The sequence below is a fragment of the Streptomyces justiciae genome (assembly GCF_015163075.1).
GTDB classification, from domain to species: Bacteria; Actinomycetota; Actinomycetes; order Streptomycetales; family Streptomycetaceae; genus Streptomyces; species Streptomyces justiciae.
In genome coordinates this window covers 150,555-162,564 of record NZ_JADDXU010000007.1, presented here as the reverse complement: position 1 = coordinate 162,564, position 12,010 = coordinate 150,555, and the positions used below count along the sequence as shown (strand labels likewise).

The window sequence follows — 12,010 nt, the reverse complement described above, 5'->3', positions numbered from 1 at the left end:
GCTACGCGGCGGTCACCTTCACCGGTTCGGTGCCGACCGCGCTGTGCCGTTCCGCCCAGTTCTCCAGGGCGGTGCGGCAGGCGTGGTCGAGGTGGTGCAGGCCGGAGAGGTCCAGCTCCACCGGGCGGTCCTGGGGCAGCGACTCCAGGCTGTCGAGGATCTTCGGCAGCCGCAGGAAGGTCGCGTTGCCCGACAGGTACGCCTGGACGGGTCCGGCGCCCTTGTCGACGACCTCCAGCTTGAGGTGCGAGGCCTCCCAGGCGGTCTTGGCGACCGCCAGCGCGAGACCGATGAGCACGCCCTCGAACATGCTGACCGCGACGATCGACACGGCCGTGACCATGAGGATCAGCGCCTCGCCGCGGTGCTCGCGCCACAGGCCGACGATCTCGCGTACGGGGATCAGCTTGGCGCCGGAGTAGACCAGGATGCCCGCGAGGGCCGGGATCGGGATGTAGGCGAGGACGCCGGGCAGCAGCGCTGCGAACAGCAGCAGCCACACGCCGTGCATGACGCGGGAGGCCTTGGTCCGTGCGCCCGCCTGCACGTTGGCCGCGCTGCGCACGATCACCGCGGTCATCGGCAGCGCGCCGAGCACACCGCAGAGCGCGTTGCCCGCGCCCTGGGCGACGAGTTCCTTGTCGTACTCGGTGCGCGGCCCGTCGTGCAGCCGGTCCACGGCCGCCGCGCTGAACAGGGACTCGGCGGAGGCGATGAGGGTGAACGCGACGATCGTGGCGAGCACGCCGATGTTCGCGAGTTCACCGAAGGCGGTGAAGGACGGCGGCTGGATGGAGCCCAGCAGCCCCTGCACCTCGACGGTGGCGACGGGCATGGAGAACAGCAGGGCGGCGAGGGTGGCCAGGCCGACCGCGGCGAGCGGGCCGGGCACGGTACGCACCGCCGCCGGCATCCGCTTCCACAGCACCAGCACGGCGATGGTGCCGACGCCGAGCCCGAGCGAGGCCAGCGCCCCGCTGTCCGTGACGGCGTCCGCGAGCGCGCCGGGCAGCCCGGCTATCTTGCCCAGGCCGGAGGCGGGGGCCTCGGTGTCGGCCATCGCGTACAGCTGTCCGGCGATCAGCACGAGGCCGATTCCGGCCAGCATGCCCTCGACGACGGAGACGGAGATGGCCCGGAACCAGCGGCCCAGCTTCAGGGTGCCCATGAGGATCTGGAGCACGCCGGTGGCCAGCACGATCACCCCGAGGACGGGCAGCCCGAACTCGCGGACCGCCTCGAAGACCAGCACGGTCAGACCGGCCGCCGGTCCGGAGACCTGGAGGCTGCTGCCGCGCATGAGGCCGGTGACGATGCCGCCCACGATGCCGGTGACCAGGCCCAGTTCGGCCGGGACACCGGAGGCGACGGCCACGCCGACGCACAGCGGCAGCGCGACCAGGAAGACGACCAGGGAAGCGGCGAAGTCCTGCCGCAGGTGAGGGTATTTGGTCATCATGGCGGTCACAGCGCCTCGAACGCGTCGGTGTCCGCGCGGTGTTCGCGCACGGCGCCGGTGTGGACCTCGTAGTACCAGGCCCGCAGGGTGAGTTGACGGGCCGACAGCTTCTTGTCGATGAAGGGGTAGGAGCGCAGGCGCAGGACCTGGGCCAGGACATGGCTCTGCACGCCTTCGGCGACCGCGGGGTCCTCGGCCGCTCCGGCCGGGCGCGGCTCGGCGCGGGTGAGCCAGTCCCGTACGGCGGGTACGGCGTCGAGGTCGTCGCCGCGCACCAGCGCGCCGACGGCTCCGCAGTGGGAGTGGCCGCAGACCACGATGTCGCTCACGCCGAGGACTTCGACGGCGTACTCGATGGTGGCCGCCTCGCTGGTGGGGTGCTCGGAGGCGTACGGGGGGACGATGTTGCCCGCGGTGCGCAGCTCGAAGAGCTCGCCGGGGCGGGCGCCCGTGATCAGGGCCGGGACGACCCTGGAGTCGGAGCAGGTGATGAACAGAACCTGGGGGGATTGGCCTTCGGCGAGCTTGGCGAACTCCTCAGGGCGCTGTCCGAACAGGCGGGCGTTGTCGATGAGGGGCTGCATGTGGTGACTCCTCCTGGCGCGCCACGGCGGCGCGTCGGACGTACATGACAGTGGGGGGTCAGGCAGCCGGTTCCGTGATCACGGCGGCGGAAGACCTGAAGGGCCGCCGGGAACGGGCTGCCTGGGCTCTGAGGGCCCGCAGAGAGACGGGCCGAGCCTGGGAAAGAGCTCTGCGCTGAGCTTTGGGTTGAACATCACGGATGGTGTGCGCGGTTGCGAACGGTTCCGTGCGAGCGAACGGCCGAGGGGTGACCGGGGCGGCGGTGCGAGGCGAGAACACGGTCGGTGCCTTCGTACCTCGATACATGCGCCCCCCTTCCGGCAGTTCACGGCTTACGCGCAGACCAAGCGTTGGTCAACGGCTGGTCAAGAAACACGTTAACCCTGCAAAGTTGTTTGCAGGGTTAACTTAGCGTTTCGAGCTGAAGAGAGCCTGAAAAGTGCGGGTGCCGTGGCGTGAACTGACCCTTGACCTGGGGGCTTTCGCCGGGTTAGGCGGACTCGGCGAGCCGCTTGCCGTCACGGGCCAGCGCGGTGAGCCGGGAGATCGCCCGGAAGTACTTCTTGCGGTACCCGCCCTTGAGCATGTCCTCGCTGAACAGCTGGTCGAACGGCAGTCCGGAGGCGAGGACCGGGACCTCACGGTCGTAGAGCCGGTCCGCGAGGACCACGAGCCGCAGCGCCGTCGACTGGTCCGGAACCGGCCGCACGTCTGTCAGGCAGACCGCCTTCAGGCCATCGGTCAACGCGCCGTAGCGGCTGGGGTGGACGCGGGCGAGGTGCTCCAGCAGCTGCGGGAAGTCGTCGAGCGAGGCGCCGGCGGTGGCGTACGCCGTCTTCGTCACCTGTTCGTCGGAGTACGGCGCCGGCGCCTCGGGCAGGCCGCGGTGCCGGTAGTCCTCGCCGTCGATGCGCAGGGTGCGGAAGTGGGCGCTCAGCCCCTGGATCTCGCGCAGGAAGTCGACCGCCGCGAAGCGGCCCTCGCCGAGCTTGCCGGGGAGGGTGTTGGAGGTGGCGGCGAGCGCGACGCCCGCGTCGACGAGCTTGCGCAGGAGGCTGGAGACGAGGACGGTGTCGCCCGGGTCGTCGAGCTCGAACTCGTCGATGCACAGGAGGCGGTGGTTCGAGAGCGTCTGGACCGTCTGCTGGAAGCCGAGGGCGCCCACGAGGTTGGTCAGCTCGACGAACGTGCCGAAGGCCTTGAGGGAGGGCTCGGCCGGGGTGGCGTGCCAGAGGGAGGCGAGCAGGTGGGTCTTGCCGACGCCGTAGCCGCCGTCGAGATAGACACCGCGCGGACCGGCGGGGACCTTGGCCCCCTTGCCCTTCGCCTTGTCCCTGCCCTTGCCGAACCCGAAGAAGCCGCGCTTGCCGCCGGCGACGGCGTGCGCCCCGCCGAGCCCGCCCGCGAAGCCCTCGAGGACCTTGACGGCCTCGAACTGGCTGGGCTGGTTCGGGTCCGGGAGGTACGTGCTGAAGCGGACCGAGTCGAAGCGCGGCGGCGGCACCATCTCGGCGACCAGACGGTCGGCGGGGACGTGCGGCTCGCGGGCGCACAGGGACACGGGGGCCGCGTCTGCTATCGGGCTGATCCCGGAGGCGGCGGTGGAGGACGACACGGTTCCCCATGGTAGGCGTCGTGCCACACTGCACGACATGCGACGCCTGTTCCCTGTGACCGACCAGACAGCGACGAGGGCCTCCGATGGTGGCGGCGGGGGTGTGGTGGCGGGGGGTGCCAGTGAGGGGGCTGGGGCTGCCGCTCGGGGGGTTGAGCCGGCCGATGGCGAGTGGAGCCTCGAGGAGCTGGCCGCCGCGTACGCCTACCCCGAGTCGGTCACGGACGCTGCCGGTGCCCCTGTTCCCTGGCTGCGGGCCAACATGGTCTCCACGCTCGACGGGGCCGCCCAGCACGACGGGAAGTCGCAGCCCATCTCCACCGCCGCCGACATGCGGATCTTCGGTACGTTGCGGGGGCTGGCGGACGTGGTCGTCGTAGGCGCCGAAACGGTACGCCAGGAGGGGTACCGGCCGGCACGCGCGCGTGCGGAGTTCGCGGAGGCCCGGGAGGCGGCCGGGCAGGGACCGGCACCGGCGATCGCGATCGTCAGCGCGAGCCTCGACCTCGACTTCTCCCTTCCGCTTTTCACCTCCCCCCTCGTCCCCACCCTGATCCTGACCGGCGCGGCCGCCGCTCCCGACCGGGTCGCCACGGCGGAGAAGGCCGGCGCCCGGGTGGTCGTCGCCGGTGACGGGGTCGGCGTGGAGCCCGCGCGGGCCGTGCAGGCGCTGGCCGACCTCGGCTTCACCCGTCTGCTCACCGAGGGCGGCCCCCGTCTTCTCGGGCAGCTCGTGGCCGCGGGCGTGCTGGACGAGCTCTGTCTGACCGTCGCCCCGATGCTCACCGCGGGGGACGCCCAGCGGATCGCCGGGGGGCCTTCTGTCGCGGTTCCGCAACGGTTCGCACTGGTGTCCCTTTTGGAGGAGGAGGGGTTTCTCTTCGGCCGCTACCAGCGCACTTGAAAATCGATCAGTGGTACCGCCGGTCCCGAAAACGGCGGAATCAACCGTTCCGTTTAGCTTCCGAAGGGCACACTGAATCTCGCAGTCCCCGTGAGATCACGGGGCAGGATGGTTTCCGCAGAAGGGGCGCGCGGTGTTCACAAGCGTTTTGATGATCGAGAAGGCCCTGACGTCCGCCGACGTGGAGTTCGTCACGACGTTGCACGGGGACGAGCAGGTCTCCTTCCACGTGCTCCTCCAGCCGCGCGGCGACCAGGCCGACCGGCTGCTGAGGGCCATCGACGACGTGGCGCTGGGCGAACTGGACGAGGCGGCACGCGAGCGGGAGGTCCCCGAGGGCGACGCCGCGAAGGACTTCGGGGAGCGGGCGCTGGAGGTGTCCTTGCAGGCGCTGCGGGGTTCCGGGAGCGAGGCGGAGGGGCGGCTGATCGAGGACCACCCGCTGGACGCGCTGAAGTCGCTGGTGGAGGAGATCGGCGCGGACGAGGTGATCGTGCTGACCGATCCGCACTACGTGGAGGAGTTCTTCCACCGGGACTGGGCGTCGCGGGCGCGGCACAAGGTGGGGGTGCCGGTGTTGAAGCTGTTCTCGCACAGCAAGGCGTGAGTCCGCCCGAAGGCCGGGGTGTCCGTCGCTGTCGGCGGCTCGGCTTAGGCTTGGCCCCGTCTTGTTTCATATGCACAGGGAGACACGCATGGCACCCGGCCTTCCCACCGCCATGGACCGACCGCACTTCATCGGCATCGGCGGCGCCGGGATGTCGGGGATCGCGAAGATCCTCGCGCAGCGCGGGGCGAAGGTCGCGGGCAGCGACGCCAAGGAGTCCGCGACCGCCGAGGCGCTGCGCGCGCTGGGCGCGACCGTGCACATCGGGCACGCGGCGGAGCACCTCGCCGACGACGCGAGCTGCGTCGTCGTGTCGTCGGCGATCCGCCAGGACAACCCGGAGCTGGCCCGCGCCGCGGAACTGGGCATCCCGGTGGTGCACCGCTCCGACGCCCTCGCCGCCCTGATGGAGGGGCTGCGCCCGATCGCGGTCGCGGGCACGCACGGCAAGACGACCACGACGTCGATGCTGGCGGTGTCCCTGAGCGAGCTGGGCCTGAACCCGTCGTACGCCATCGGCGGCGACCTCGACGCCCCCGGCTCCAACGCGCTGCACGGCGAGGGCGAGATCTTCGTCGCCGAGGCGGATGAATCGGACCGCAGCTTCCACAAGTACGCGCCCGAGGTCGCGATCGTCCTCAACGTCGAGCTGGACCACCACGCGAACTACGCGTCGATGGACGAGATCTACGAGTCCTTCGAGACCTTCGCCGGAAAGATCGTCCCCGGCGGCACGCTGGTGATCAACGCCGACCACGAGGGCGCGCGCGAACTGACGCGACGCCTGGCGGGGTCGGTGAGGACGGTGACGTACGGAGAGGCGGAGGACGCCGACGTCCGGGTCCTGTCGGTCGTGGCGCAGGGCCTGAAGAGCCAGGTGAGGGTCGTCCTGGACGGCCGGGAACTCGTCTTCACGGTCTCCGTCCCCGGCCGCCACTACGCGCACAACGCGGTCGCGGCCCTCGCGGCGGGCGTGGCCCTCGGCATCCCGGCGGACGAGCTGGCGCCGGCTCTGGCGGCGTACACGGGCGTGAAGCGGCGCCTTCAGCTGAAGGGCGAGGTGGCCGGGGTCCAGGTCATCGACTCCTACGCCCACCACCCGACCGAGATGACGGCCGACCTGGAGGCGATGCGGGCGGCGGCGGGCGAAGCGCGCATCCTGGTCGTGTTCCAGCCCCACCTCTTCTCCCGCACGCAGGAGCTGGGCAAGGAGATGGGCCAGTCCCTGTCCCTGGCGGACGGCTCCCTGGTCCTGGACATCTACCCGGCCCGCGAGGACCCGATCCCCGGCATCACCAGCGAGCTGATCATCGAGGCGGCCCGGGCGGCGGGCGCGGACGTGACGCCGGTCCACGACAAGGCGGAGGTCCCCTCGGTCGTGGCGGGAATGGCGAAGCCGGGCGATCTGGTTCTCACCATGGGCGCGGGTGACGTGACGGACCTCGGCCCGCAGATCCTGGACCGCCTGTCGAAGTGAGGGGCTGAGCTTCATGTCGTACGACGTCGAAAAGCCGGAAGAACAGTGGCGCGCGGAGCTGACCCCGGCCGAGTACGCCGTCCTGCGCCAGGCCGGCACGGAGCCCGCCTTCACGGGCGAGTACACCGACACGAAGACGCAGGGCGTCTACTCCTGCCGCGCCTGCGGCGCGGAACTCTTCACGTCCACCACGAAGTTCGAGTCCCACTGCGGCTGGCCGAGCTTCTACGACCCGAAGGACACCGACGCGGTCGAGCTGATCGAGGACCGGTCGCACGGGATGGTGCGGACGGAGGTGCGGTGTGCTCGGTGTGGGTCGCATCTCGGGCACGTCTTTGAAGGCGAGGGGTATGCGACGCCGACCGATCAGCGGTACTGCATCAACAGCATCTCTCTGCGGCTGACGCCGGACGAGGGCTGATCCTCGCGGGTGTCGCGGACGGTCTGATCCGCGTGGCCGGGTCAGCGGAACAGGCTCGGTACGGGGCAGGTTTCCAAGGGGGCGTTCGGGCGGTCGGACCACTGCCACCAGAGGTGTCGGGCGGGGCATTTCCACAGGGCCCGGCAGGTCCGCTTGCCGTCGTCCTCCCGGACGGTGAGCACGAGGCCGCCGTACTTCAGGGGGCCAGCGCATGTGGGGCACTGGGCAGGGTCGGTCATGCGGCGCACCCTAGTTCATTCGACCCTCCTGCCCCCGGCCAGGCGGATCTCCTCGCTGTCCAGGGCGGCCTGGAGGCGGTGCAGTACCACCCCAGCCGCCCGACCAGCGACCGCCCCACCTGACCGGAACTCGGTCGGCCCGCCGTAGGGGACGGGATACTTGTGTCTTCTCAGCGTTTTCGCAGGACTTGAGTCAGGACACGGGCGACCAGGGGAGCGCAGTGGTGAACTCTGCCGGGGAGACGGGCCGTTGGGGCGGGCGGCATGCGGTGGTCGTGGGGGGCAGTCTTGCGGGGCTGCTCGCGGCGCATGCTCTGGCCGGGCACGCCGAGCGGGTCACCGTCGTCGAGCGTGACCGTTTCCCGGACGACGGCGGGGCACGGCCCGGTGTGCCGCAGGGACGGCATCCGCATGTCCTGTTGCAGGGCGGCCAGTCGGCCATGGAGTCGCTGCTGCCGGGCTTCCTCACGGAGCTCCGGGAGGCGGGCGCGCCCCGGGTGGGCATGCCGACGGACATGGTGCTGTGGCAGAACGGCCGCTGGTTCCGCCGGGTGCCGACGTCGACGTACATCTACACCGGCTCCCGCGCGCAGCTCGAAGGGCTCGTGCGACGGCGGGTTCTCGCCAATCCGGCGATCAGTGTGGTGGAGGGCGCCGACGTCGTCGGGCTGACCGGTGACGCGGCCCGGGTACGGGGGGTTCTCGTACGGGACCGCTCCGGCGACTCGCGCGCCGAACCCCGGGCCCTGACGGCCGACCTCGTCGTCGACGCCTCCGGCGGCGGCACCAAGGCCGCGCAGTGGCTCGCCGGGATCGGCGCCGCGCGCCCGCACGAGGAGACCATCGACACCGGGCTCGCCTACGCCTCCCGCGTCTACCGCGGCCCGGCGGGCGTCCTCGACGGCGACACCGTCGGCTACTACGTCTATCCCGGCACCGATCAGGTCCACGGCGGCGGCGCGCTGCCGCTGGAGGACGGCACCCATCTGGTGATCGTCTCGGGGCTGCGCGGCGACGAACCGCCCACGGACGACGACGAGTTCGAGACGTACACCAAGCGGCTCGCGCATCCGCTCCTGGACCGCTGGATGGCGGACGCCGAGCCGCTCTCGCCGCCGTTCGGCTACCGGCGCACCGCGAACGTCCGGCGCCGCTACGACCTGCCCGGCCACCCTGCCGGGTTCCTCGCCACCGGCGACGCGCTGTGCGCCTTCAACCCGATCTACGGGCAGGGCATGGCCGTCGCCGCGATGAGCGCCGTGGCCCTGCGGGACGCGCTGGCCGACCCGCGCCGGACGCCCACGACACGGCGGGTGCAGCGGGCGCTGCTCGGGGCGTCCCGGCTGGCCTGGGACATCTCCGCCGGCGCGGACCGCAAGATGCCCGGCGCGGTCGGCAACGCGCTTGACGGCCGGTCCACGGACCGTGTCACCGGCTGGTATCTGCGCCGGGTCCAGGAGAGGTCGCCCGGCGACGCCGTCGTCGGGGACGCCTTCCGCGCGGTGCTCCACCTCTCCGCACCGGTCACCGCGCTGTTCGCGCCGGCCGTGGCCCGGGCGGTGCTCTTCGGGGCGCCGGCGCCGACACCGACGGAGCCTCCGGGGAGGCCGGAGGCTCGGTAGGCAGGGCGGGCAAGGGTTCGGCTCGGCTACACCGCCTTGAGGACGCCGTACACCAGCGCCGCCCCGCCCAGCAGGGCGATGAGCTTGACGAGGGTGAAGGCGAAGACCGTCCAGGCCACCATGGCGAGCAGGACCAGCGCGAGCAGCCAGGCCAGTGCCGGGGCCAGCCGGGACATCTGGGTGAACAGGCCGGACGGGGCCTTGACCGGCGGTTTCGGCGGCGCGCCCTCGCGGATGTAGCGGACGACGTCCGGGAGGCGCTCACCCGTCAGCCCGGCACCGTGGCCGCCGGCGAGGTTCAGGAACTGCACGGTGCCGGACGGCGTGACGTCAAAGCCGCAGAACCCTCCGACGCCGATGTCCCGCATTCCGAGCCCGCGCAGTCCGCTGCACAGCCAGCCCACCGGCTTGTCCGCCGCGCCGCAGGCGTTGACCAGCGTGCCGACCTGCTGCCGGTCGGCGAAGTCGCGCCAGGCGAAGTCACGGGGCAGCACACTGCCGGCGAGGTAGACCCGGTCGAAGCGCAGTGAGCGCACCTGGGAGAGGGACTGCCCGAACATGTACGTGCCGTTGCTGTGGCCCACGAAATGGATCTTTGCGCCGGGATGCCGGGCGGCCTGGTAGCTGTACTGGTCCTGGAACCAGCGCAGGGTCCGGCGCCGGCTGATCGGGAAGGCGAAGTTGAACGCCGACAGCCAGCCGTAGGAGGCCCGCACCACCAGGGTTCCGTCGGGACGGCCGCCGTTCTGGAGCGCGTCGCCGAGGTCGGTCACCCAGGTGCCGATGCCGGCCCGGATGCCGTGCAGGAGGAACACGACGCGTTCGATGTCCCGTTCCTCCGCGGGCAGCGGGCTCGGGTCGGTGATCTCGACGTCGCCGATGATCGCCCGGCGCAGAATGCCGTAGCGCTCTCCGGTCCTGTCCTCCGGTACGCCGCTGATCCGCACGATGTCCTGGTGGCTCGCGAGCGGGATGTACAGCTCCGCGCCCGTCAGGCCGCCCTCCACGTCCCGGCTGTCCTCGGGTTCGATGAGCGGGTCCGCAAGACCGCGCACCTGCACCACCAGCGGTGCCTGGTGACCGAGTTCGCGGAAGAGCCGTATCCAGTCGAGCCGCAGGTCGGTCATGAAGGGGGCGCCGGCGAGCAGTTCGAGCGACGCGAACCGGCGGGCGACACCGGCCGCGAAAATCGTGGCGAGGCGGACGGGGCGGCGCAGTCTGGACGGTTCGACGCCCCGGTTCGGGGCGGCCAGCAGCACGATGCGGGTGACCTGGCCGGTCCATGCCGCTTCCCGGCCGCCCAGTCGGCCGCGTCCGCGGAGATAGGCGTAGCGCAGCAGCACGCCGCCCGCGCTGTGTCCGACGAGCACGATCTCGTGCGGCCGGCCGGCCTCCGTCCAGTAGGCGCCGATGCGCTGATGGAGCGTGTCCGCGAGGGCCGCGAGCGAGCCGCGCGTCAGCGGCCGGAGCGGGTCGGGGTACGTCCACACCTCGTCGTCGGCGTGCCCGGGCTCGCCCCTCAGCCGCGCGAACAACTCGTCGGCGTCGCCGGACTTCTCGGTCAGACCCCCGACGTAGACGATCAGCCGCCCGGTCCTCGCGGGCGCGGATGTGTCGGCCATGGCGTTCCCCCGTTCGTCCGTCCCTCCAAGGACAGTCCTGCCTTCAGAGTGGCGCAGGTCACATTCTTCTGTCATCCGGGCAGGGAGAGGTGCCGCGACTCGAGTTGCCGGTCCGACGCCCCCGTGACCTCATGGAAAGGCGTCGGCTCCGTTGGTCCTGAGCGGCCGGAGTCCTCGGTGATCATCCGTGTGCGGAGTCCGGGAGCGTGTTCATGGTCAATGTGTCGACGGCCGGTGCGGACAAGGCGGCCCACGATGCAGGCGGCGATGAGCGTCCCTCCGCCGCGGCCTGGCGGAACCTGGTGGTGTCCACGGTCGGGTTCACGCTCACCTTCTGGGCGTGGAACCTGATCGCGCCGCTGGCCGGCCCGTTCGACGACGACCTGCACATGTCGTCCTTCGCCCAGTCCGTGCTGGTCGCCGTCCCCGTGCTGGTCGGCTCAATGGGCCGGGTGCCGGTCGGCGCGCTCACCGACCGCTACGGCGCCCGGCTGATGTTCCCGCTGGTCAGCGCGCTGACGATCGTGCCGGTCCTGCTGCTCATCCCCACTCACACGTCCTATGTGGCGCTGGTGCTCGTGGGCTTCGTGCTGGGCCTCGGCGGCACCACCTTCGCCATCGGCGTTCCGCTGGTGAACTCCTGGTTCCCGCCCAAGCAGCGGGGCGCGGCCCTCGGCATCTTCGGCATGGGCATGGGCGGTGTCGCCCTGTCCGGGTACTTCACGCCCCGGATGTACAAGCACAGCGAGAACCTGCCGTTCCTCGTGCTCGCCATCGCGCTCGCGGTGTACGCCGTCCTCGCCTACCTCTTCATCAACGACCGGCCCGGACGGCCCGTCCCCAGCACCCCGCTCACCACCCGGCTCGGGCAGGCCGGCCGGCTCCGGGTGACCTGGGAACTGTCCGCGCTGTACGCGATCGGGTTCGGCGGCATCGTCGCGTTCGGCGTCTACCTGCCGACCTACCTGAAGACCTGGTACGACCTCGACGCCACCGACGCGGGCACCAGGGCCGCCGGGTTCGCCCTGGTCGCCGTGGTGTTCCGGCCCATCGGCGGATGGCTGTCGGACCGTGTCCACCCGGCCGTGGTCACCTCGGTCGCCCTCGGCGCGGTGGCCCTCCTCGCCGTCGCCCAGGCCTTCGACCCGACGCTGGTACCGACCGCCACGATCTGTCTGCTGGTGATGGCCGCCGCACTCGGCGCGACCAGCGGCGCGGTGTTCGCCCTGGTCGCCCGGGTCACCCCGCAACCGCAGGTCGGCAGCGTGACCGGCATCGTCGGCGCGGTCGGCGGCCTCGGCGGCTTCGTACCGCCGCTCGTCATGGGCGCCGTATACAGCGCCAAGGACTCCTACTCCATCGGCTTCATGCTGCTGTCCGACCTGGCCCTGGCGGGGTGCGTGTACGCGTACGGGCGGATGCGGGACGCGGGACGAGAGAAGGAACGGGCCGGCTGACG

The 12,010-nt window shown here is 71.4% G+C and carries 10 protein-coding genes; 6 read left to right on the top strand and 4 right to left on the bottom strand.

Going from position 1 to position 12,010, the window contains the following annotated elements:
• Position 1: 1 nt before the first annotated feature.
• The 3 genes from IQ210_RS20955 to zapE form a co-directional block, all read right to left on the bottom strand.
• On the bottom strand, positions 2-1,459 hold the full coding sequence (locus tag IQ210_RS20955) for a SulP family inorganic anion transporter (RefSeq protein WP_194080593.1): 1,458 nt from the start codon (positions 1,457-1,459) through the stop codon (positions 2-4).
• Positions 1,460-1,464: 5 nt separating this feature from the next.
• Positions 1,465-2,043: a carbonic anhydrase gene (locus IQ210_RS20950; protein WP_194080592.1), complete on the bottom strand. Its 579-nt coding sequence runs from the start codon at positions 2,041-2,043 to the stop codon at positions 1,465-1,467.
• A 491-nt stretch (positions 2,044-2,534) separates the two neighbouring features.
• Positions 2,535-3,659, bottom strand: a complete 1,125-nt coding sequence (gene zapE, locus IQ210_RS20945; RefSeq protein WP_407699713.1) for a cell division protein ZapE — start codon at positions 3,657-3,659, stop codon at positions 2,535-2,537.
• A 37-nt stretch (positions 3,660-3,696) separates the two neighbouring features.
• Between zapE and IQ210_RS20940 the strand changes: the two genes are divergently transcribed.
• From IQ210_RS20940 to IQ210_RS20920, 5 genes are all read left to right on the top strand, one after another.
• Positions 3,697-4,563 (top strand): pyrimidine reductase family protein, encoded by an 867-nt coding sequence (locus IQ210_RS20940; protein WP_194080590.1) that lies wholly within the window; start codon positions 3,697-3,699, stop codon positions 4,561-4,563.
• A 133-nt stretch (positions 4,564-4,696) separates the two neighbouring features.
• A complete protein-coding gene (locus IQ210_RS20935; protein WP_194080589.1) occupies positions 4,697-5,170 on the top strand; it encodes an indole-3-glycerol phosphate synthase in 474 nt (157 codons plus the stop codon).
• A gap of 88 nt (positions 5,171-5,258) precedes the next feature.
• The gene (murC, locus tag IQ210_RS20930; RefSeq protein WP_194080588.1) at positions 5,259-6,647 is read left to right on the top strand and encodes a UDP-N-acetylmuramate--L-alanine ligase; all 1,389 of its coding nucleotides are present in this window, start codon (positions 5,259-5,261) and stop codon (positions 6,645-6,647) included.
• A 13-nt stretch (positions 6,648-6,660) separates the two neighbouring features.
• On the top strand, positions 6,661-7,068 hold the full coding sequence (msrB, locus tag IQ210_RS20925) for a peptide-methionine (R)-S-oxide reductase MsrB (protein ID WP_194080587.1): 408 nt from the start codon (positions 6,661-6,663) through the stop codon (positions 7,066-7,068).
• 514 nt (positions 7,069-7,582) lie between these two features.
• Positions 7,583-8,929, top strand: coding sequence for an NAD(P)/FAD-dependent oxidoreductase (locus IQ210_RS20920; protein WP_194080827.1), 1,347 nt, complete (start codon positions 7,583-7,585; stop codon positions 8,927-8,929).
• Between the two features lie 26 nt (positions 8,930-8,955).
• Here IQ210_RS20920 and IQ210_RS20915 read toward each other — a convergent pair whose 3' ends face one another.
• Positions 8,956-10,551 (bottom strand): alpha/beta fold hydrolase, encoded by a 1,596-nt coding sequence (locus tag IQ210_RS20915; RefSeq protein WP_194080586.1) that lies wholly within the window; start codon positions 10,549-10,551, stop codon positions 8,956-8,958.
• A 212-nt stretch (positions 10,552-10,763) separates the two neighbouring features.
• Here IQ210_RS20915 and IQ210_RS20910 point away from each other — a divergent pair, with 212 nt between their 5' ends.
• Positions 10,764-12,008 (top strand): nitrate/nitrite transporter, encoded by a 1,245-nt coding sequence (locus IQ210_RS20910; RefSeq protein WP_194080585.1) that lies wholly within the window; start codon positions 10,764-10,766, stop codon positions 12,006-12,008.
• Positions 12,009-12,010: the final 2 nt, after the last annotated feature.

Bases quoted from the DNA above. Each gene is read 5' to 3' on its own strand.
- IQ210_RS20940 (WP_194080590.1), top strand. From the start codon at position 3,697: ATGCGACGCCTGTTCCCTGTGACCGACCAGACAGCGACGAGGGCCTCC.
- IQ210_RS20915 (WP_194080586.1), bottom strand. From the start codon at position 10,551: ATGGCCGACACATCCGCGCCCGCGAGGACCGGGCGGCTGATCGTCTAC.
- IQ210_RS20910 (WP_194080585.1), top strand. From the start codon at position 10,764: ATGGTCAATGTGTCGACGGCCGGTGCGGACAAGGCGGCCCACGATGCA.
- msrB (WP_194080587.1), top strand. From the start codon at position 6,661: ATGTCGTACGACGTCGAAAAGCCGGAAGAACAGTGGCGCGCGGAGCTG.
- IQ210_RS20955 (WP_194080593.1), bottom strand. From the start codon at position 1,459: ATGATGACCAAATACCCTCACCTGCGGCAGGACTTCGCCGCTTCCCTG.
- murC (WP_194080588.1), top strand. From the start codon at position 5,259: ATGGCACCCGGCCTTCCCACCGCCATGGACCGACCGCACTTCATCGGC.
- IQ210_RS20950 (WP_194080592.1), bottom strand. From the start codon at position 2,043: ATGCAGCCCCTCATCGACAACGCCCGCCTGTTCGGACAGCGCCCTGAG.